We start from the raw sequence: 21601 nt of genomic DNA on the forward strand, positions 1-21601 counted from the left end.
CGCCGTCGGCGCCGCTGCGCCGCGGTATCGACAGCTGACTTCTACGATCTTCTCCATGGCGAAATGGCTGGGCGCACCACTCGGCGGCGGTGTGACAACCGCAACCCGCGCCAAAGACACTGACCGGCAAGAGACGTGTGCGGTGCTCGACAACGCACTCAGCGACGGCGAGCTGTCCGGCGAGGAACACCGCGAGCGCGTCAGCAAGGCAACCAATGCCGTGACTTTGGGTGATTTGAAGGTGCTGGTGTCAGATCTGCAGGGCAACCACACGCCCGCGCGGCTGCGGGCGGCAAAGTCGACGGCGCTGCCGAGAGTTCGCGGGCGGGGCCTCGCGATCGCCGCGTTGGTGGTGTCGGTGCTGTTCGGTATGGGCCTGGGCTGGGGGCTGTACGGGAACACCAGCTCACCGCTGGACTTCACCAGCGACCCGGGCGCCAAGCCGGACGGCGTCGCGGCCGTGGTGCTGACGCCGCCCAAGCAACTGCAGTCACTCGGGGGGCTCACCGGCCTGCTGGAGCAGGCCCGCAAGAAGTTCGGCGACACCGTCGGCTACCGGCTGCTGGTCTACCCCACCTATGCCAGCTTCTACCGTCCGGACCCGTCCGACGACCGACGGGTGCTGGACTACGACTACCGCGGCGGCTGGGGCGACCCGACCACCTCCGCCAAGACCGACTCCAAGTCCGTCACGGCCGACCTGGGCAAGTTCGACGTCAAGGCGGTGGTCGGCATCATGCGCGGGGCCCCCGAGACGCTGGGCATCAAGGCGTCCGACGTCAAGTCGACGTACCTGATCATCGAACCGGCCAAAGACCCGACCGCCCCGGAACGCTGACCCTGTCGGTGTACGTGTCCAGCGATTACGGCGGCGGTTCGATCGATTTCGCCAGTGACGGCACCGTCAAGCGAGTGAGCTACCCCTCCAGCTGAGGCGGTCCAGGCTGCTGCCGTTTAGTCCATCCGGTCCCGGTGACTAACTGCATGCCAACACTCGGTGGTGTTGTGGCTAATATATCGGAGCGATACTATGACGCGAGGCGTCGGCCCGTCGTAACCAGTGATGCAAAGGAGGTGACTCGATGCTGGAACTCGCCATCCTTGGCCTCCTCATCGAGTCGCCGATGCATGGCTATGAGTTGCGCAAGCGGCTGACCGGCCTACTCGGCGCGTTCCGGGCTTTTTCCTACGGTTCGCTCTACCCGGCGCTGCGGCGCATGCAGGCGGACGGGTTGATCGCCGAGAATGCGGCGCCGGCCGGTACTCCGGTCCGGCGGGCTCGTCGGGTCTACGAGCTGACCGAGACGGGCCGGCAGCGTTTCGGCGAGCTGGTGGCCGACACCGGTCCGCACAACTACACCGACGACGGCTTCGGCGTGCATCTGGCGTTCTTCAATCGCACCCCGGCGGAGGCCCGGATGCGGATCCTCGAAGGTCGCCGCCGGCAGGTCGAAGAGCGCCGGGAAGGTTTGCGCGACGCCGTGGCGCGGGCCAGCAATTCGCTCGACCGCTACACGCGTCAGCTCCATCAACTCGGGCTCGAGTCCAGTGAGCGCGAAGTGAAGTGGCTCAACGAGCTCATCGCCGCGGAGCGGGCCGCGCCCGGCCTCACCGAGCAGACATAGACCCTCGCACGAAATCAGCAACCCCCGAGACATAGGTAATTGAGGTAAGGAGAACGCCCTATGAGTCAGCACAACGCACCCGAGGCGTCGACCGAGGTACGAGTCGCCATTGTCGGCGTCGGTAACTGCGCGTCCTCGTTGGTTCAGGGCGTGCAGTACTACTACGACGCCGACGCGAACAGCACCGTGCCCGGGCTGATGCACGTGAAGTTCGGCCAGTATCACGTACGCGACGTGAAGTTCGTGGCCGCGTTCGACGTGGACGCCAAGAAGGTCGGGTTCGACCTGTCGGAGGCGATCTTCGCGTCGGAGAACAACACGATCAAGATCGCCGACGTGCCGCCGACCAACGTGACGGTGCAGCGCGGCCCGACGCTCGACGGCATCGGCAAGTACTACGCAGACACCATCGAGGTGTCTGACGCCGAAGCCGTCCACGTGGTCCAGGTGCTGCGTGAGGCCAAGGTCGACGTGCTGGTGTCCTACCTGCCGGTGGGATCCGAGGAGGCCGACAAGTTCTACGCGCAGTGCGCGATCGATGCCGGCGTGGCGTTCGTCAACGCGCTGCCGGTGTTCATCGCCTCCGACCCGGTGTGGGCCAAGAAGTTCACCGACGCCGGTGTGCCGATCGTCGGCGACGACATCAAGAGCCAGGTCGGCGCGACGATCACGCACCGCGTGATGGCCAAGCTGTTCGAGGACCGCGGTGTCCAGTTGGACCGCACCATGCAGCTCAACGTCGGCGGCAACATGGACTTCCTCAACATGCTCGAGCGCGAGCGCCTCGAGTCGAAGAAGATCTCCAAGACGCAGGCCGTGACCTCTAACCTGCAGCGCGAGTTCAAGACGAAGGACGTGCACATCGGCCCGTCCGACCACGTCGGCTGGCTCGACGACCGCAAGTGGGCCTACGTGCGACTGGAAGGCCGCGCGTTCGGTGACGTACCGCTGAATCTCGAGTACAAGCTCGAGGTGTGGGACTCGCCCAACTCGGCGGGCGTCATCATCGACGCGGTGCGGGCGGCCAAGATCGCCAAGGACCGCGGGATCGGCGGGCCGGTGATCCCGGCGTCTGCCTACCTGATGAAGAGCCCCCCGAAGCAGCTGCCGGACGACGTCGCGCGCACGCAGCTCGAAGAGTTCATCATCGAGGGCTAGTTCGCTTTTACCGGGTGTGGGGCGGGGTCGCAGTGCGCGGCTTCGCCCCACACTTGTGTGCGCTGACGATTTCGGGGTGCGCGGTGACGGTCGAAATACCCCGACATTCCCGCGTTGACTGCACCCTCGAGGCCCAGACCTCACACTCAAAGCTGTGTCCGCCGGCCTATCGACACAATGCTGTGCAGTTGCTTAGCATCACTGTCGATGAAAGTTCAGCCCGCCGCGTTCCTGCGCACCACCCTGCCCCTCGACATGTCCCGCCTCGCCGAACTCGACGGCGGGCGCTACCACTCGATCTGGCTGCCCGATCACATGGTCAGCTTCTGGCCCGACTCGATCTGGACGCCCGAATTCACCGACCTAGCCACCGCGTCGCCGTCGCCGCACCGCCATCTCGACGGCCTGGCGGTAGCGGCCGCGGCCGCCGTACTGACCGAGCGGGTGCCGCTGGTGAGCGCGGTGGTCGACACCGTGCGGCGCCACCCCAGCACGCTGGCCCAGACCGCGCTGACGATCGACCATCTCGCCAAGGGGCGATTCATCCTCGGCCTGGGCAGCGGCGAAAGTGAGAACACGCTGCCCTACGGCTTCGACTTCTCGCGACCGGTCAGCCGCTTCGAGGAAGCGCTGACGGTGATCCGGCTGCTCTGGGACAGCGACGGGCCGGTTGATTTCGAAGGGCAGTTCTACACGCTGCACCACGCCCGCCTGGACACCGAGCCGTATGCGGGCCGCGTGCCGCAGATCTGGATCGGCGCCAGCGGCTCACGGATGCTCGACATCGCCGGCCGTCACGCCGACGGCTGGTGGCCCGCCGGTGCCTGGACCCCGGAGCACTACGCCGAAATGCTCTCGGCGGTAAGGGCATCCGCCGAGCGAGCCGGCCGGGATCCGATGGCGATCACGCCGGGCTTCATGCAGGTGTGCCTGATCGGCGCGACCGACGACACGCTGGCCGAGATTCTGCAGGCACCGCTGGTCAAGGCATTTCTACTACAGGTCTCGGCAGAGGTCTTGCGCGGCTTCGGTTTTGAACACCCGATGGGCGCAAACTGGCGTGGGTTCCAGGACATCGACCCCGCGGTGCTCACCCGCGAGCGAATCCTGGCGTTCCTGGACGACGTGCGGCCCGAAATGCTGCTCGCCGTCGTCCCGCACGGCACACCCCGAGAGGTCGCCGAGATCATCAAGACTTATGTGGACGCGGGTTTGCGGGTGCCCAAGATTCTGGACTACGGCGCGATGGCCGGCCTGACGTACGCCGCTTCGTCGGCCGCCAATGTCGTTGCGGCAGAAAACGAACTGATGCGGCTGTGCGGAGATCTGGCGTGAACGCCCGATTGGATGCCGCCACGCTGCTGCGTGCCGCGCAGTCGCAGACCGGCTTGAGCGACTACGGCGACCCTACCTTGCCCGAGCGCTTCGCCGTCGCCGTCGACCATCTGAACGGCATCGGCATGGACGCCGACGGCACCCGCGAAGCGGCGCAGGTGTGCCACTGGTTGCTGACGTCACGGCTGGAACTCATCGAGGACCGCAGCCGCTACCCGATCGGCGACGAAGTGGTCGACGCGCCGATGTTCGTCACCGGCGAACCGCGTTCCGGCACAACTCTGATGCACGCTCTGATGTCCGTCGATCCGCACGCGCGGGCGCTGCGATTCTGGGAGGTGATGTACCCGTCGCCGCCGCCGGGGCTGGCCGGCCCGGACGACCCCCGCCACCAACAGGCCGACTCCGACTGGCGCGAGATCAACCAGAAGATGCCCAAATGGCTGCACAGCCATCCCTACAACGACATGCTGGGCAACGGCTTACCCGAGGACGAGCGCACCTGGGCGTTCGACTTTCGCGTGATGACACCGACGGCCTGGTGGCGGGTGCCGATGCAGTCACTGATCGGCGGTCTGGCGGCCGATCCCGCGGCCCAGTACCGGCTGCACAAGGCCATGCTGCAACAGCTGCAATTTCGGCGGACACGAAAATACTGGGTGCTGAAGGGTTTTCACGGCTTCCGGCTCAAGGAGATGTTCGGCGCCTACCCCGACGCCACCCTGGTCTGGCTGCACCGCGACCCGGTTCAGGTCGCGGCGTCGCGCACCATGATGATGGCTGATATCGCCGAAGGCATGGTCGGCCCCGTCGACCTGCACGCCCTGGCAAAAATGCATTTGGAGCTGACACGGGCCGGCATCGCCAACACGATGAGCAACCCGATGGTGGACGATCCGCGCATTCTGCACATCCGCTACACCGACTTCATCGCCGACCAGGTCGGCACCGTGCGGCGCTACTACCGGTTCTGCGGCCGCGAGGTCACCCCCGAAGCCGAATCCGCGATGCGCGCCTACCTGGCCACCAATCGCGGCGACCGCTACGGCAAGTTTCGCTACTCCACCCAGCTGTTGATCGACATCGGGGAAGACCCCGATGCGTTGCACGCGGAATTCCGGCCGTTCCGTGAGCGATTCGGCGTCGCAGTCGAGAACCGGGGCTGACACGATGCCGGCCCACCAGCGTCTGTCGGTACACAGCGTCACCTTCTACGGCGCCGCGCTGGCCGAGCTGGAACAGCACTGGGCCGCGCTGGGCCTATCCCGGTTGAGCATCCTGGACAGCCAGCTGCTCGACCCCGAGTTTGCAAAGCTACTGCGGCGCAACGACTACACCGTGGAGGCGATCTATCACCTGTTCGCCAGGGGCCGGCTGACCACCGACCCGCAGGCCGCGCGGGATGCGCTGCTGCCGGTGATCGACGCCGCCGCAGGTGCCCGGGCACGCATGGTCTACCTGCTCACCGGCGGCCGGGACACGCTGGCCTGGGACCGGGCCGCCGACCGGTTCGCCGCGATGATCGCCCCCTGCGTGCCGCACGCCAAGCAGGCCGGGGTGGCGCTCGCCGTCGAGAACGCGTCGAGCCTGTATGCCGACCTGCATCTCGCGCATACGCTGCGCGACACCGTCGCGCTGGCAGAGATGAGCGGGCTGGGTGTCTGCATCGACGTGTTTCACTGCTGGGCGGAAGGTGATTTCGAGGCGATGGTGCAGCGAGCCCTGCCGCGAACCGAACTCATCCAGCTCAGCGACTACGTACTGGGCGATCGCGCACTGCCCGGCCGGGCGGTTCCGGGCGACGGGGTGATTCCGATCGAAGGATTCGTCGCGCAAACCCTTGCCGCGGGCTACTCGCATGGGTTCGACTTGGAACTGATCGGACCCCGAATCGAGCAGCAGGGCCGGCTGGAATCCGCCCGGCGCGCCTGTGCCGTCGTCGGGGCAATGTTGGACAGATTGGGTGCGTGACAATGGCTTTCGGCGACGGTGTGGACGACGCGGCGCTACGCTCGGCTTGGAGCGAGTTCTGCGCGCAGCTGCAGCGGGCGGGCGAGCAGGTCTTCAAGGACGCCAACGCCACGTCGGGGGCGCAGCGGGCCGACGCCTTCCGCTTCCTGACGCAGAATCTGGGCCAGGCTTTCGACTTGTCGCTCGAGACGCGCGATACCCGCTACCCGGTGCTGCATACCTTCAGCGGCCCGACCCGCAAGCTCGGCGGCGACTGCGCCGACTTCACCTATCAGCAGGCCTGGATCGACGGGCAGTCGACCTACCGGCTGTCCGGCAGCCGCGGCACCGCAAGGTTTTTCAACGTCACAGTGCAGGGCGCACGGGTCCCCGGGCCCGGCGTGCTGCATGAGCCCTTCGGTGACACACCGGAGGCCAACCTGTTCGGGGGTCAGCTCTGCGTCGGCGAGGACGGCGAATTCGAGATCTACATCGGCGGGCCCGAGCGTGGCCCCAACTGGCTGCCCACCACCGAGCAGTCGCGAAAGCTGTTCATTCGCCAGGGATTCGACCGCTGGAGCGAACTCCCGGCGCAGCTGCGGATCGAGCGGGTCGATATGACGGACCCCAAACCGCTGCCCTCCCCCGAGGTCATGGCCGCGGCGATGGCATGGGCCGGCGATTTCGTCACCGGCCTGATGTCTGACTGGCCGGAGTTTCCGTTCACCTACGGCGGTGTCGACGCCGAACACCCCAACACGTTTCCGCGAACCGGCGCTACCGAAGCGGACCGCAAGCGCGGCCGCGCCGCCGCCAACATGTACTGGGAGCTGGCGGCCGACGAAGCGCTGATCGTCGAATTCGAGGCTCATGACGGGCTGTGGATGTTCACCAACATGGGCGTCTTCTTCAACAGCATGGACTACCTTTACCGTCCGGTGAGCTACACGCCGAGCCGCACCAAAGCCGACCGCGACGGGCGCATCCGTCTGGTCATGGCGCATCGTGATCCGAATGTCCACAACTGGCTGGACACCCAGGGCTTCGCTCGCGGGAACCTGACCTACCGCCACATGCTGGACGGCGAACCCGCCGCGCTGGACACCCAAGTGGTCAAACACGACGACATCACCCGCGTGCTTCCGCCGGACACCACCACGGTGAGCACCGCGGAGCGCAGCGCCGCAATGTGGGAGCGATTCCACGGCATTCGGCGCCGTTATGTCCTCTAGTGTCAAAGATCGTGACCGAGATCTCCGAAGACGAACTGGACGGGCTGTCAGAGTTCTCGCTGCTGTCCGAGAACGCCGAGCAGGCCGGCGTCACGGGCCCACTGCCTGACGTCGAACGGATCGAGGCCGATACCCCGAACGGCAGAGTCAGCGCGCTGCGATGGGGCGCCGCTGCGCCGCGGATCGTCTTTCTGCACGGCGGCGGACAGAACGCCCACACCTGGGACACCGTCATCGTCGGGCTCGGCGTGCCGGCACTGGCGGTGGACCTGCCGGGTCATGGTCATTCCGGATGGCGCGAGGACGGCGACTACTCGCCGCAGCACAACGCCGACGCCGTGGCGCCCTTGCTCCGCGACTTCGCACCCGACGCCCAACTGGTCGTCGGCATGTCGCTGGGCGGGCTGACCGGGATCCGGGTGGGCGCGATAGCACCGGACCTGGTGCGCGAGCTCGTCCTCGTCGACGTCACCCCGTCTGCGTTGCACCGCTACGCCGAGATGACCACCGAGCAGCAAGGCACGGTCGCGCTGGTCTCCGGCGAGCGCGAATTCGAAAGCTTTCAGGCGATGTTGGACCTCACCGTCGCCGCGGCACCACACCGCGAGGTCAAGGCGCTGCGACGCGGCGTCTTCCACAACTCGCGGCGACTCGACAACGGCAGCTGGTCATGGCGCTACGACAACATTCGCAAAGTCCCGGACTTCGGTGATTTGTGGAACGACGTCGACGCGCTGACCGCGCCCGTCACCCTGATCCGCGGTGGCTCATCGCCATTCGTCTCCGACGACGATGCCGCCGAACTTGCCAGCCGGGCAACGTATTTCCGGCGGACACATGTCGTGCAGAACGCCGGGCACTCCGTGCAAAGCGATCAGCCCCGAGTGTTGATCGACCTGTTGAGCGGGGTACTCGACGCACGCTGAAAGGCCGCGGCTCCTACGGTGGTCTGATGACCCGTCCCGTTCGCATCGGTGTACAACTGCAGCCTCAGCACGCCCCCGAATACCGTCACATCCGCGACGCCGTGCGCCGCTGCGAAGACATCGGGGTCGACGTCGCATTCACCTGGGATCATTTCTTCCCGCTCTACGGTGATCCCGACGGAGCGCATTTCGAATGCTGGACGGTGCTGGCGGCCTGGGCCGAGCAGACATCGCGTATCGAGTTCGGCGCCTTGGTGACGTGTAACTCGTACCGCAATCCGGAGTTACTGGCCGATATGGCGCGCACCGTCGACCACATTTCCGAGGGCCGGCTGATCCTGGGAATCGGGTCGGGCTGGAAGGAAAAGGACTACGACGAGTACGGCTACGAATTCGGCACCGCGGGCAGCCGCGTGGACGACCTGGCGACCGCATTCCCGCGGATCACATCGCGGCTGAGCAAGCTCAATCCCCCGCCGACCCGCGACATCCCGATCCTGATCGGTGGCAAGGGCCCGCGAAAGACGCTGCGGCTGGTCGCCGAATACGGCGACATCTGGCACGGCTTCACCACCGTCGAGACCTATCCGGCCACCGCGGCCGTGCTGGCAGAGCACTGCGCCGCCGTGGGGCGCGATCCGTCCACCATCGAGAGGTCAGCCGGTGTGGAGGACAACAGCGGCGTGCGCCGCGGCGAAGGCATCGCCGGGTTGATCGCCAACGCCGAAGGTCTTACCGCGTTGGGGGTGACGCTGCTGACCGTTGGCGTCAATGGTCCCGACTACGACCTGAGCGCGGCGCAGGCATTGTGCCGCTGGCGCGACAACCGGTAAGCGCGACAACCGGCAAGCGCCGTCAATTCGGGTTCGCCTGCAATTCATCCGCCAAACACCTTAACGAATGGGCAAATACGTGAGAGGCTTTCCACCGCTGGTCGCTGGTGCGGAGCTGCAACAGACTTGAAAGAGACTCATGCCGAAGAAATACGGAGTCAAAGAAAAGGACCAGGTTGTTAACCACATCCTCAACCTGGTGCTGACGGGGAAGCTGCGCAGCGGCGACCGGGTCGACCGCAACGAGATCGCACTCGGCTTGGGGGTCAGTCGCGTCCCGATTCAAGAGGCACTGGTCCAACTCGAGCACGACGGCATCGTGTCGACCCGCTATCACCGGGGTGCGTTCGTGGAGCGGTTCGACGAAGCCACGGTCCTCGAGCATCACGAACTCGACGGCTTACTCAACGGGATTGCCTCGGCTCGTGCCGCGACCAACCCGACGCCGCGGATCCTCGGGCGGCTCGATGCGCTGATGCGCTCGCTGCGCACCGCGAAGGACTCCCGGGTCTTTTCCGAACTGACCGCCGAGTACCGGCGCACCGTCAACGACGAGTACGCGGGGCCGCGACTGCACGCGACCATCCGAGCCTCCCAAGACCTGATCCCGCACGCGTTCTGGATGAGCTACCAGAACAACCGCGACGACACGCTGCCCTATTACGAAGACGAAACAGCGGCGATCCAGCGTCGCGATCCGGAAGCCGCACGGGCGGCGTGCGTCGGCCGCGCCAACCTGATGGCACAGACCATGCTGGCCGAACTGTTTCGGCGCAGAGTTTTCGCCGCACCCGACGACGTGCGCCAGGTTGTTCCCGAGCCGCTACGGATACTGGCGGGCTCCGAGTTGGTCTGCGGCGAGCCGTCGATGGCGCTCTAAAACCGCACTCTCACCGCACCGAGTTGATGCTCGGTCGATACCGTAGCGGTAATGAATCCGTGCGAAAGCCCGCGTACCAAGCGCGGCGCCAAGCTGTTCGGACTGGCCACGACAATTCTGATCGTGTGCGGCCTGGCGCTGGCCGGACCCGCGCTCGCCGATAGAAATCAATGCGCCCCGGGCGGATCCGAGAGCGCGACCCCGGTACCGAAAGACTTGAGCACCATCGGCGGTGTCGGCCGGGACGACGACCACACGACGCCGACCGTCGAGCCGCTCAGCGCGGTGAACGTCGATGCGTTGGGCCTGGGTACGCGCGGCGTCCTGAACGTCGGCACGCTGTCGGATGCCCCGCCGTCCATCTGCGTCGACGCCACCGGCACGTTCAGTGGCTTCGACAATCAACTGCTGGTTGCCATCGCGAAAAAGCTGGGCCTGCAAGTGCGTTTCGCCAGCACGGACTTCTCCGCGCTGCTGGCTCAGGTGGCGTCGCGGCGCTTCGACGTCGGCTCGTCGTCGGTGAAAGCCACACCCGCCCGGCGTCGCACCGTCGGGTTCACCAACGGCTACGACTTCGGTTACTACGCGCTGGTGGTGCCACCAGGTTCGCCGATCAAGAACTTCAGCGACCTGGCCGCGGGACAGCGAATCGGCGTGGTGCAAGGCACCGTCGAGGAGTCCTACGTCGTCGACGACCTGCACCTGCAACCGGTGAAATATCCCGGCTTTGCCACCGTGTACGGCAGCCTCAAGACACAGCAGATCGACGCCTGGGTGGCGCCGGCGGCGCTGGCGGGCAATCTGATGAAGCCGGGCGACCCGGCGGTGGTGGTCGCGAATGCCTTCACCCCGGGTGACTTCGTCGCCTATGCGGTCGCCAACGACAACCCGCCGCTGATCGCCGCGCTGAACTCCGGGCTGGACGCTGTCATCGCGGACGGCACCTGGGCGAAGCTGTATTCCGAGTGGGTTCCGCGACCGCTGCCGCCGGGCTGGAAACCCGGATCCAAAGCAGCTCCGACGCCGCACCTGCCGGACTTCGCCGCGATCGCCGCGGGCAATCACCATAAGTCGGAGGGCCCGCCGGCCCCGAAATCCGCGCTCGCACAATTGCGCGAGCAGTTTTTGGACTGGGATCTCTACCGGCAGGCGATCCCCGCTCTGCTGACGACGGGGCTGCCCAACACGTTGATCCTGACCGTCAGCGCCAGCGTGATCGGGCTAGTGCTCGGCATGGGGCTGGCGATGGCCGGCATGTCGCAGTCGCGCTGGCTGCGCTGGCCCGCGCGGGTTTACACCGATATCTTCCGGGGTCTTCCCGAAGTGGTGATCATCCTCATCATCGGGATGGGCGTCGGGCCGCTCGTCGGCGGGCTGACGAACAACAATCCGTATCCGTTGGGCATCGCCGCGCTGGGGTTGATGGCCGCCGCGTACATCGGTGAGATCCTGCGTTCGGGAATCCAGAGCGTCGACGCCGGCCAGCTGGAAGCCGCACGGGCACTTGGATTCAGTTATCCGGCCGCGATGCGGCTGGTGGTGGTGCCACAAGGCATCCGGCGAGTGCTCCCGGCGCTGGTCAATCAATTCATTGCGTTGTTGAAGGGCTCGGCACTGGTGTACTTCCTGGGACTGGTCGCCCAGCAACGAGAGCTGTTTCAGGTAGGCCGCGACCTCAACGCGCAGACCGGTAACTTGTCACCGTTGGTCGCGGCGGGCCTCTTCTACTTGTTACTGACTGTTCCGTTAACGCATTTGGTGAACTACATCGACATCCGGCTTCGCCGCGGCAGCCCCACCGACGAGTCAGAGGGTCCGGCCACGGTGGTCACCTCCACCCTCGGCCAGGGGATGATATGACCGCCGGTGCGGCAGCACGAGCGTCAGTATCGTTGGAAGCCAAGGATATTCACAAGATCCTTGGCGGGACACGAGTGTTGCGCGGCGTCACATTCGAAGCCCCGGCGGGCAGCACAGTAGCCGTCATCGGCCCTTCTGGCTCCGGTAAGTCGACACTGCTGCGCGCGCTGAATCGATTACACGAACCCGATAGTGGCGACATCCTGCTCGACGGGCGCTCGGTGCTGGACGACGATCCCGACGAGCTGCGCCAGCGCATCGGCATGGTGTTCCAGCACTACTACCTGTTCCCGCATCTGAGCATTCTCAAGAACGTCGCTCTGGGGCCGCGCAAGTTGCGCGGCCTGTCCGCGGACGCCGCCCAGGAGCTCGCGCTGACCCAGCTGGAGCGAGTTGGCCTGAAGCACAAGGCCGGTGCCCGCCCCAGCATGCTGTCCGGAGGCCAACAGCAACGGGTGGCGATCGCCCGGGCACTGGCCATGGCTCCGGAGCTGATGTTCTTCGACGAAGCGACTTCCGCGCTGGACCCGGAAATGGTCAAGGGCGCTCTCCAGCTCATCGCCGACCTTGGCGCCGGCGGGATGACGATGATCGTGGTCACTCACGAAATGGGTTTCGCCCGGTCGGCTTCGGACACTGTCGTGTTCATGGATCAGGGCAAAGTCGTGGAATCCGGCCCGCCAGAGCGCATATTCGAGGCCGCGGAGACCGAGCGGCTGCAGCGATTCCTGTCACAAGTGCTTTGACGGGCTAGAAATAGTCGCTGTAGCTACCTTGTACGCCACCCATATCGGGTTAGACTGCCGACTTATGGCGGACAGCGAATCCACCGCAGCCGAGGTGACCGAGCTTGCGGAAGGGTTGCACCGCGCGCTGTCCAAACTGTTTTCGATACTGCGCCGCGGTGACCCGAGCGGAGTGGTCGCCGGCGAATTGACGTTGGCACAGCTGTCGATCCTGGTCACTCTGCTCGATCAGGGGCCGATTCGGATGACGGACCTGGCCGCGCACGAACGGGTCCGGACCCCCACCACGACCGTGGCGATCCGGCGGCTGGAGAAGATCGGGTTGGTGAAGCGCTCCCGCGACCCGTCCGACTTGCGCGCCGTACTGGTCGACATCACCCCCCGGGGACGGGCCGTGCACGCCGAGTCACTCGCCAACCGGCACGCTGCCTTGGCCGCGATGCTCAGCCAACTCCCCGAGTCCGACGTGGACATGCTGACCAAAGCACTGGCGCCGCTGCAACGCCTGGCCTCGGGCGAGCCGGCGTCGGGCCCCGCAGGCGGGGAATCTCCCGCCCGCAAGCGCGCGTGAAAGTACTTGTTTTCCAACGGCATTGGTGACGTCCGTAGACTGACCTACATGCCAACCGCACTCATCACTGGTGCCGGCGGCGGTATCGGTTCCGCCATCGCCACGGCGCTGGCCCCCACGCATGCGCTGCTATTGGCCGGTCGGTCCTCCGACCGGCTCGATGCCGTCGCCGAACGCCTCGGCGCCACCACCTTCCCACTGGACCTGACCGACATCGACGAGATCGAGGCCGCATGCGAAGTCGTCGACGAGCTCGACGTGCTGGTACATAACGCGGGGCTGTCGCTGCCCGGCCGGGTCGCCGAGTCGCACGTCGACGAATGGCGCGCCACCTTCAACGTGAATGTCTTTGGCGCGGTGGCTCTTACGCTGGAGCTGTTGCCCGCCCTGCGAAGTGCCCACGGTCAGGTGGTGTTCATCAACTCCGGGGCCGGCCGTGCGGTTTCACCGGGCATGGCATCCTATTCGGCTAGCAAATTCGCGTTGCGCGCCTTCGCCGACTCGCTGCGCGCCGACGAGCCGAGCCTGCGGGTCACCACGATATTTCCGGGCCGCACCGACACCGAGATGCAGCGCGAGCTCATCGCGTACGAGGGCGGCGAGTACGACGCCGCCAACTTCTTGCGGCCCGAGACCGTCGCCGCGGCGGTCGTCCAGGCGGTGACGACACCGCGCGACGGCCACGTCCATGAGGTGGTGCTGCGCCCGGGCCGGCGTTAGTCGCCGATCACACCACCAGGTTTACCAACCGGCCCGCGACCACGATCACCTTGCGGGGCGTGGCACCGGCCAAGAACGCCTGGACATTTTCGTCGCCCAGCGCCGCGGCTTTCAGCGTGTCCTCATCGGCGTCGGCTGCGACCACCACCCGGCCGCGCACCTTGCCGTTGACCTGCACCGGGTACTCGACGGTGTCGTCGACGAGGTAGGCGGAGTCCGCTTGCGGGAACGGTCCGTGGGCCAACGAGGTGCTGTGCCCCAACCGCGACCACAGCTCTTCGGCCATGTGCGGGGCCAACGGTGCCAGCATCAGCACCAGCGGCTCGACGGCCGACCGGGGCACCGCGTCGCGATGCGCTTTGGTGAGGTGGTTGGTGTACTCGATCAGCTTGGCCGCCGCGGTGTTATTTCGCAGGGCCGCATAGTTTTCCGCTACACCCGCGATGGTACGGTGCAATACCCGCAGCGTGTCGGTGTCCAATTCGCGTTCTGTCACCGGGGTTTCGCCAGTGCGTTCGTCGACCACTAGTCGCCACACCCGCTGCAGGAATCGATACGCGCCGACCACGTCCTTGGTTGCCCATGGCCGCGACGCCTCCAGTGGCCCCATCGACATTTCGTACACCCGCAGGGTGTCCGCGCCGTATTCGTCACAGATCTCGTCGGGAGATATCGAATTCTTGAGGCTCTTACCGATTTTCCCGAATTCCTGAAAGACCTCGATCTCACCATCGGGCCCCGGATAGAAGAATTTGCCGTCGCGTTCGCTCACCTGCTCGGCCGCAACGTAGGAGCCGCGGGCGTCGGTGTAGGCGAACGCCTGGATGTAGCCCTGGTTCACCAGCCTGCGGTAGGGCTCTCGGGAACTGACGTGACCGAGGTCGTAGAGCACCTTGTGCCAGAACCGGCAATACAGCAGGTGCAGCACCGCATGCTCGGCGCCGCCGACGTACAGGTCGACGCCGCCGGGATCCTGCGGGCCATGCTCGGCCGGTCGCGGGCCCATCCAATACGCCTCGTTCTCCTTGGCGCAGAACCGCTCCGAGTTGTGCGGGTCGGTGTAGCGCAGTTCGTACCAGGAACTGGCGGCCCACTGCGGCATCACGTTGGTATCGCGCGAGTAGGGTCGCAGGCCATCGCCGAGGTCCAGCTCGACGTGCACCCAGTCGGTTGCCTTGCCCAGCGGCGGCGACGGCTCGCTATCGGCGTCGTCGGGATCGAACAGCACCGGCGAATAGTCCGGGATGTCGGGCAGCTCAACCGGTAGCGCAGCCTCGCTGAGCGGATGCGCGCGACCGTCGCTGTCGTAAACGATAGGGAACGGCTCGCCCCAATACCGTTGGCGAGCGAAAAGCCAGTCACGCAACTTGAATTCGACGCGCGCCCGGCCCCGGCCCTCGGACTCCAGGCGTGCGGTGATGGCTTCCTTGGCCGCCATCACTTCCATTCCGTCGAGATATCCGGAGTTCACCAGCACGCCGTCGCCCGGGTAGGCCGCCTCCGAAATATCGCCTCCAGCAATCACTTCCACGATTGGCAGGTGCAAAGCGTTGGCGAAGTCCCAGTCACGCTGGTCGTGGCCGGGCACCGCCATGATGGCCCCGGTGCCGTACCCAACCAACACATAGTCGGCGATGAAGATCGGCACCGGCTTACCGTTGGCCGGATTGGTCGCATAACTGCCCAGGAAGACGCCAGTCTTCTCCTTGCTCTCCTGGCGCTCAAGGTCTGACTTCGCGCCGATCGCGCGCCGATAGGCCGCGACGGCTTCGGCCGGGGTGGCGGCGCCGTATGTCCAACTGCGGTCGACACCGTCCGGCCAGGCGCTGGCGATCAGGTCGTCCACCAGATCATGTTCGGGGGCCAGCACCAGATAGGTTGCACCGAACAAGGTGTCGGGGCGCGTGGTGAACACGTCGATGTCGACTGGTGAGTCGGCTCCGTCGCCATTGGCAGTGGTCGTCGAGAACAGCGCTTCGGCACCGGTGGAGCGGCCAATCCAGTTGCGTTGCATGGCTTTGACTTGATCCGGCCAGTCCAGCAAGTCCAGGTCATCGAGCAGCCTGTCGGAGTAAGCGGTGATCCGCATCATCCACTGCCGCAACCGTTTCCGAAATACCGGGAAGTTCCCGCGATCACTGCGTCCGTCGGAGGTGACCTCTTCGTTGGCCAGCACGGTGCCCAGCCCGGGGCACCAGTTCACCATCGAGTCGGCCCGATAAACCAGCCGGTGGCTGTCGATCACGTCGGCGCGCTCGCCCGCCGACAACGTCGTCCAGTCCCGGCCATCGTCGAGACGGCGGGCACCGGAATCGAATTCGGCGATCAGCTCGGTGATCGGACGGGCCTTGGCGGCCTCGGTGTCGAACCACGCGTTGTAGATCTGCAGGAAGATCCATTGCGTCCACTTATAGAACTCGACGTCGGTGGTCGAGAAGGATCGCCGACCGTCGTGCCCCAGACCCAGCCGGGCCAGCTGCCGGCGGAAGTTGACAATGTTGGCCTCGGTCCTGGTGCGCGGATGCGTCCCGGTCTGCACCGCATACTGCTCGGCTGGCAGCCCGAAGGCATCAAAGCCTAAGGCGTGCAAAACATTACGGCCGATCATCCGGAAATAGCGCGCATATACGTCGGTCGCGATGTAGCCCAGGGGGTGCCCGACGTGTAACCCGTCGCCTGATGGATACGGGAACATGTCCTGCACGAACAACTTGTCGTCAGGTATCGGCGCACCGTCCGCCGGCGCCAATGACCCGACCGGGTTGGGCACATTGAACGTCTCGAGCTCCGCCCAGTTGCCCTGCCAGGTGTCCTCAATCCGGCCGGCCAGCTCCGCGGTGTAACGGTAGGGCGGCGCGTCGGACTCCGGCTGGGCACCCGCAGGGTTGCTCCCCGACGAGACGGTGGGCGATTCGGTCACGTGAACAGCGTATAAGGGCCGACTCGCCGCGCCCGCCGGCCACAGGTTGATAAAGGTTGCGTTGCGCGTCGATCAGGGGTTTATTCCAGCTCTATTTCGGCCCTGTCCAGGGCGTTTAACCTCTGGTTACAGTCGGCCTCTATACGTACGGATGCTGGTGGACCAGCCATTCGGAAGGACCGACAGAGATGACTCAGATCGCCGCCCCCTGGCGCGTAGTCGCAGGCGGGTTCACCGCCAGTGTGATCGGGTTCGCCCTATTTTCGGGCGCTACGGCTTCGGCCGATCCTCTCATTCCCGTGCCGCCAGGCCCCATTGTCCCGGTGCCCCCGAGCCAATACATCCCGGCACCTCCGGGCACGGCCAACAGCAACCGGTTCCTCCCTACCCCGCCGTCGGCGAATCCGTTCGCGCCGCCGAGCGTCGGCGCCTCGCCCGCGGTGCCCAACAGCGCAGCCGCCCCGGCTGCGACGCCTAACGCTGCCGCGATTACGCCGGCACCGCAGGCAGTCACCCCGGCGGCCTCCGGAACGCTGCGCGACTACTTCGGTTCGAAGGGCGTCAAGCTGGAGCCGCAGAAGCCGCAGGCATTCAAGGCGCTCGACATCACGCTGCCGGTTCCGGCCCGCTGGACCCAGGTGCCCGACCCCAATGTGCCCGATGCGTTCGCGGTGATCGCTGACCGGCAAGGCAGCAGCGTCTACACATCAAACGCGCAGGTCGTGGTCTACAAGTTGGTCGGCAATTTCGATCCCAAGGAAGCTATCTCGCACGGCTACGTCGACAGCCAGAAGCTATTGGCCTGGCAGTCCACCAACGCGTCGATGGCCGATTTCGACGGATTCCCGTCGTCAGTTATCGAGGGGACTTACCGCGAAGGCGACGTGACACTGAACACCTCGCGCCGTCACGTGCTCGCGACGTCGGGCCACGACACGTATCTGGTGTCGTTCTCGGTGACCACCGACCGGGCCGTGGCCGTCGGAGACGCACCCGCCACCGAGGCCATCATCAGCGGTTTCCGAGTGGCCGCGCCCGGGGCCGTCGCCCCGGCTCCCACCGCTGCTCCCGCCCAGGCTCCGGCCGCTGCGGCCGTCGGGCTTCCGGCGCAGGCGCCCGCTCCCGCCGCCGTTCCCGCCCCCGCCGCCGTTCCCGCCCCCGCTGCCGCCGCCGTTCCCGCCCCTGCTGCCGCTCTTCCCGCGCAGGCACCGGTTGGCGCGCCGACCCGGCTTCCCGCACAGATGGCAGTGCCCAATCAGCTGCCCGCCCCGCAGCCCATGCCCAACTTGTTGACCCTGGTGCCCGGGCTGCCGCCGCTGCCGAACTTCAGCAACCTCGGCCGCTAATTCGGCGCCGACATAAGCGCTGCGGAGCCCGGCGCGCGGATCAGTGACCGGGCTCGTATTGTGAGGCAATGCTGATCGCTGGGGTGGTGTGTGTTTGTGCGGCGGTCGCTTCCGCCGGGTTCGGGACGTGGTCGCTCTCCCACAACCACGCCGTCGACGCCACTGCGCTCGCGCTACGCGCGATGGCGCCGACGCAGTTGGCGGCCGCGGTGATGCTGACCGCGGGCGGAGTGGTGGCGCTGGCCGCATCCGCGCACACCGCGTTTGTGGTGTTGATCGTCTGCGTTGCGGGTGCCCTCGGCACGCTGGCCACCGGCTCATGGCAGAGCGCCCGCTTCGCGCTGCGCCGCGAGGCAGCGGCGCCGAGTTGTGCCGGCGAATGCAGCGCCTGCACGCAGTCCTGCTCCTGAGGAATTCCTGCCGGCGCTACGCCATGCGGTAAGTCACCATGCTGAGGCGCCTGTCGACGATCCTCGATGCATTTTTGCTGGCCCTAGCGGCGACGGTGGCTCTTGCCGCCGTCCTGCCCGCCCACGGCGCCGCCGCCGACGCCGCGGAGGCAGCCGCTACGTCCGCGATCGCGCTGCTGTTCTTCCTGTACGGCGCGCGGTTGTCGCCGCAGCAGGCCTGGCACGGTGTCCGGCAATGGCGATTGCACCTAATGGTGCTGGCCACCACGTTTGTGCTGTTCCCGCTGCTGGGCCTGGCCGCCCGGGCGTTGGTGCCCTCGATACTGACGATCGACCTGTATCACGGCGTGCTGTTCATGTGCCTGGTCCCGTCGACCGTGCAGTCGTCGATCGCGTTCACTTCGATTGCGCGCGGCCACGTTTCCGCCGCCATCGTCAGCGCGTCGTTGTCGAACATCCTCGGCATCGTGGCAACCCCGCTGCTGGTCGTGCTGCTGATGAACACCAGCGGCGCAATCCGGGTGGACGGCAGTTCAATCCGCGCCATCGTGCTGCAACTCCTGCTGCCGTTCGCCGCCGGCCAGCTGGTGCGGCCCTGGATCGCGGGGTTCATCAGCCGTTATGCCGCGATGCTCAAGGTCGTCGACCGGGGGTCCATCCTGCTAGTGGTGTACACGGCCTTTTCGATGGGCGTGGTGCAGGGCATCTGGGTCAGCGTCGACGTGTGGCAATTGATCTTGGTTTCGCTGGTCGCCGCCGCAATGCTGGCCATGGTGTTGGCTGCCACCACGGTGATCGGCCGACTGGCGCAGCTGGACCGCGGCGATGCGATCGTGCTGCTGTTCTGCGGTTCGAAGAAGAGCCTGGCATCAGGGCTGCCGATGGCGTTGGTGTTTTTCCCTGCCGCCACCGTCGGCCTGACCATGCTGCCGCTGATGATCTTCCACCAGATCCAACTTGTGGTCTGCGCGATGATTGCCAGCAGGCTGGCCCGCGAGGCTGACAAGACATCGGCGCAGTCAGCGGCGCCGGAGGTGGGGGAGGAGACCTAGTTGCGGCTGACGTCGATCGGGTGGGTGGCAAGCAGCGAAAGCGGCAGCGGCTGGCGGCGCAGGACCTGCCCCCACAGGTCTTCCTTCGACCCAATGAGAACGTCAGATGGCAACGCCGACAACACAATCCAGTCGTCGCGCTCAATCTCGCCTTCGAGCTGACCGATCGTCCAGCCCGAGTATCCCGCGTAAATCCGAACTCCCTCGATCAGCGGCGCGATCACGTCGGGCTCCGCGTCGAGGTCGACCATCACGATCCGCCCGGACACATGCCGCAAGCCCGGCACGCCCTGCGGATCGGCGCCGATCCGCAACGCCGCCAGGCACAGCGCCGCATCACGCTTCACCGGCCCGCCGATGAACATCGTCTTCGGCTTGGCGGCAAGCTTTGCCCACTGCGGCAATACGTTGTAGACCGCCGTCTCGCTGGAACGGTTGAGCACCACACCCAGGGTGCCGCCATCGTTGTGCTCCACGATGTAAATGACACTGCGCCGAAACGTCGGTTCGAGAAGGTCGGTATTGGCCAGCAGCAAAGTACCCGCACGCACCCGCTGGGCAGCGGGTGCGATGTAGTCTTCGGCGTCTTCCGGCTGCGGCATCAGTCCATCATCGCACTCCCGTACCATCGCTCGGCACAAACAAACGCCGCCCGTAAATATTTGTACTGTTATTGCAGCGACGTCGAGTGTGACCATGTCTATCCAGCCCAATCGTGGAAGTCGGTTCTGTGTTCCAAACCCGGATGCCCTCGCGCGCAACCGTCGAACTCTGGCGGTCGGTGCGCGCTATGCCGGACTTCTGGCGGCTGATTCAGCTGCGCATGGCGAGTCAATTCGGTGATGGCCTCTTTCAGGCGACGGTGGCCGGAGCGCTGCTCTTCAATCCGGATCGGGCGGCCGACCCGCTGTCGATTGCGCGCGCTTTCGCGGTGCTGTTTTTGCCCTATTCACTACTGGGTCCGTTCGCCGGCGCCCTGATGGACCGTTGGGACCGACGGTGGGTGCTGGTCGGCGCCAACCTGTGCCGGCTGGCGCTGATCGTCACGATCGGGGCGATTCTGGCGGTGCGGGCCGGCGAGTTGCCGCTGCTGCTGGGAGCGCTTCTCTTCAACGGCTTTTCAAGATTCGTGGCCTCCGGCCTGTCGGCGTCATTGCCGCACGTTGTGCCGCGTGAGCAGGTGGTGACGATGAATTCGATCGCCACCGCCTCGGGCGCCGTCGCGGCCTTCTTCGGCGCGAACTTCATGCTCATACCCCGCTGGTTCGTCGGCGGTAGCGATCGCGGCGCGGCCGTCATCATTCTCACGGCGTTGATTCCGGTGTCCGTCGCGTTGTTGCTGTCCCTGCGGTTCGGGCCCCGAGTACTGGGGCCCGACGACACCAAGCGGGCGGTCCACGGATCGGCCGTCTATGCGGTGGTCACCGGGTGGCTGCACGGCGCGCGCACGGTGGCGTCCACGCCGACGGTTGCTGCCGCGCTGTCCGGGTTGGCGTCACACCGGATGGTGGTGGGCATCAACTCGCTGGTGATCCTGTTGCTGGTCCATCACACCGAGAATTCAGCGGTCGGCGGACTCGGTATCGCGCTGGTGTTCTTCGGCGCTTCGGGGCTGGGGGCCTTCCTGGCCACCCTGCTGACCCCGCCCACGGTCCGCCGATGGGGACGCTATACGGCGGTGAACGGTGCGTTGGTCGCGGCCGCGTTGATCGAGTTGGCAGGGGCGAGCCTGCTGCTGCCGGTCATGGTGGCGTGCAGCTTCTTCCTGGGTGTTACCGGCCAGGTGGTCAAGCTGTGCGCCGACTCGGCGATGCAGATAGACGTCGACGACGCGCTGCGCGGCCATGTGTTCGCGGTGCAGGACGCGCTGTTCTGGGTCTCGTTCGTTGTCTCGATCACGGTGGCCGCGATATTGATCCCCGCGAACGGGCATGCGCCCATGTTCGTGATCTTCGGGTCGGCGCTGTACCTGGTCGGGCTCGTCGTGCACAGTCTCCTAGGCCGGCGCGGTCAGCCGGTGACCAGTCGCTAAGGAGG

19 protein-coding genes and 1 pseudogene are annotated in these 21601 nt (G+C 66.0%); 18 read left to right on the plus strand and 2 right to left on the minus strand.

Going from position 1 to position 21601, the window contains the following annotated elements; genetic code table 11:
* Window positions 1-55: 55 nt before the first annotated feature.
* The 14 genes and pseudogenes from H7K34_RS24435 (at window position 56) to H7K34_RS24500 (ending at window position 13836) form a co-directional block, all read left to right on the plus strand.
* Window positions 56-933 (plus strand): annotated as a pseudogene (locus tag H7K34_RS24435) (DUF1707 SHOCT-like domain-containing protein).
* Between the two features lie 149 nt (window positions 934-1082).
* Complete coding sequence (locus tag H7K34_RS24440; protein WP_108921807.1) at window positions 1083-1625, plus strand: PadR family transcriptional regulator; 543 nt, start codon at window positions 1083-1085, stop codon at window positions 1623-1625.
* Between the two features lie 60 nt (window positions 1626-1685).
* Window positions 1686-2783, plus strand: a complete 1098-nt coding sequence (locus tag H7K34_RS24445; protein ID WP_264064559.1) for an inositol-3-phosphate synthase — start codon at window positions 1686-1688, stop codon at window positions 2781-2783.
* A gap of 207 nt (window positions 2784-2990) precedes the next feature.
* Window positions 2991-4118, plus strand: a complete 1128-nt coding sequence (locus tag H7K34_RS24450) for an LLM class flavin-dependent oxidoreductase (protein WP_264064560.1) — start codon at window positions 2991-2993, stop codon at window positions 4116-4118.
* On the plus strand, window positions 4115-5284 hold the full coding sequence (locus H7K34_RS24455) for a sulfotransferase family protein (protein WP_264064561.1): 1170 nt from the start codon (window positions 4115-4117) through the stop codon (window positions 5282-5284). The genes H7K34_RS24450 and H7K34_RS24455 overlap by 4 nt, the downstream gene beginning before the upstream one ends.
* 4 nt (window positions 5285-5288) lie before the next feature.
* The gene (locus tag H7K34_RS24460) at window positions 5289-6089 is read left to right on the plus strand and encodes a sugar phosphate isomerase/epimerase family protein (RefSeq protein WP_264064562.1); all 801 of its coding nucleotides are present in this window, start codon (window positions 5289-5291) and stop codon (window positions 6087-6089) included.
* Between the two features lie 2 nt (window positions 6090-6091).
* Window positions 6092-7300, plus strand: a complete 1209-nt coding sequence (locus H7K34_RS24465; protein WP_264064859.1) for a DUF1214 domain-containing protein — start codon at window positions 6092-6094, stop codon at window positions 7298-7300.
* A gap of 11 nt (window positions 7301-7311) precedes the next feature.
* Complete coding sequence (locus tag H7K34_RS24470; RefSeq protein WP_264064563.1) at window positions 7312-8226, plus strand: alpha/beta fold hydrolase; 915 nt, start codon at window positions 7312-7314, stop codon at window positions 8224-8226.
* Window positions 8227-8252: 26 nt separating this feature from the next.
* A complete protein-coding gene (locus H7K34_RS24475) occupies window positions 8253-9059 on the plus strand; it encodes an LLM class F420-dependent oxidoreductase (protein WP_264064564.1) in 807 nt (268 codons plus the stop codon).
* Window positions 9060-9198: 139 nt separating this feature from the next.
* Window positions 9199-9939: a GntR family transcriptional regulator gene (locus H7K34_RS24480; RefSeq protein WP_264064566.1), complete on the plus strand. Its 741-nt coding sequence runs from the start codon at window positions 9199-9201 to the stop codon at window positions 9937-9939.
* Window positions 9940-9990: 51 nt separating this feature from the next.
* Window positions 9991-11799, plus strand: a complete 1809-nt coding sequence (locus tag H7K34_RS24485) for an ABC transporter substrate-binding protein/permease (protein ID WP_264064567.1) — start codon at window positions 9991-9993, stop codon at window positions 11797-11799.
* Window positions 11796-12545 (plus strand): amino acid ABC transporter ATP-binding protein, encoded by a 750-nt coding sequence (locus H7K34_RS24490; protein ID WP_264064568.1) that lies wholly within the window; start codon window positions 11796-11798, stop codon window positions 12543-12545. Before H7K34_RS24485 ends, H7K34_RS24490 begins: the two co-directional genes overlap by 4 nt.
* Before the next feature lie 64 nt (window positions 12546-12609).
* Window positions 12610-13116 carry a MarR family winged helix-turn-helix transcriptional regulator gene (locus H7K34_RS24495; RefSeq protein ID WP_264064569.1) on the plus strand — a complete coding sequence of 169 codons (507 nt, stop codon included), beginning with the start codon at window positions 12610-12612 and terminating at the stop codon, window positions 13114-13116.
* Window positions 13117-13164: 48 nt separating this feature from the next.
* Window positions 13165-13836, plus strand: a complete 672-nt coding sequence (locus tag H7K34_RS24500; protein ID WP_264064571.1) for an SDR family oxidoreductase — start codon at window positions 13165-13167, stop codon at window positions 13834-13836.
* Between the two features lie 7 nt (window positions 13837-13843).
* Here the strand turns inward: H7K34_RS24500 and leuS are convergent, their stop codons facing one another.
* Window positions 13844-16756: a leucine--tRNA ligase gene (gene leuS / locus H7K34_RS24505; protein ID WP_264064573.1), complete on the minus strand. Its 2913-nt coding sequence runs from the start codon at window positions 16754-16756 to the stop codon at window positions 13844-13846.
* 188 nt (window positions 16757-16944) lie between these two features.
* Here leuS and H7K34_RS24510 point away from each other — a divergent pair, with 188 nt between their 5' ends.
* The 3 genes from H7K34_RS24510 to H7K34_RS24520 all read left to right on the plus strand — a co-directional run bounded on the left by H7K34_RS24510 (window position 16945) and on the right by H7K34_RS24520 (window position 19564).
* Window positions 16945-18102, plus strand: coding sequence for an LpqN/LpqT family lipoprotein (locus H7K34_RS24510; RefSeq protein WP_264064575.1), 1158 nt, complete (start codon window positions 16945-16947; stop codon window positions 18100-18102).
* Window positions 18103-18170: 68 nt separating this feature from the next.
* Window positions 18171-18512, plus strand: coding sequence for a hypothetical protein (locus H7K34_RS24515; RefSeq protein ID WP_108921349.1), 342 nt, complete (start codon window positions 18171-18173; stop codon window positions 18510-18512).
* Window positions 18513-18550: 38 nt separating this feature from the next.
* Entirely contained in the window at window positions 18551-19564 is a 1014-nt protein-coding gene (locus tag H7K34_RS24520) for a bile acid:sodium symporter family protein (RefSeq protein ID WP_264064577.1), read from the plus strand.
* Here H7K34_RS24520 and H7K34_RS24525 read toward each other — a convergent pair.
* Entirely contained in the window at window positions 19561-20166 is a 606-nt protein-coding gene (locus tag H7K34_RS24525; protein WP_372510854.1) for a YqgE/AlgH family protein, read from the minus strand. The genes H7K34_RS24520 and H7K34_RS24525 overlap by 4 nt on opposite strands.
* A 143-nt stretch (window positions 20167-20309) precedes the next feature.
* Here H7K34_RS24525 and H7K34_RS24530 point away from each other — a divergent pair, with 143 nt between their 5' ends.
* A complete protein-coding gene (locus H7K34_RS24530) occupies window positions 20310-21596 on the plus strand; it encodes an MFS transporter (RefSeq protein WP_264064861.1) in 1287 nt (428 codons plus the stop codon).
* The last annotated feature ends 5 nt before the right edge of the window (window positions 21597-21601 follow it).

The sequence above is a fragment of the Mycobacterium montefiorense genome (assembly GCF_025823255.1).
GTDB lineage: Bacteria > Actinomycetota > Actinomycetes > Mycobacteriales > Mycobacteriaceae > Mycobacterium > Mycobacterium montefiorense.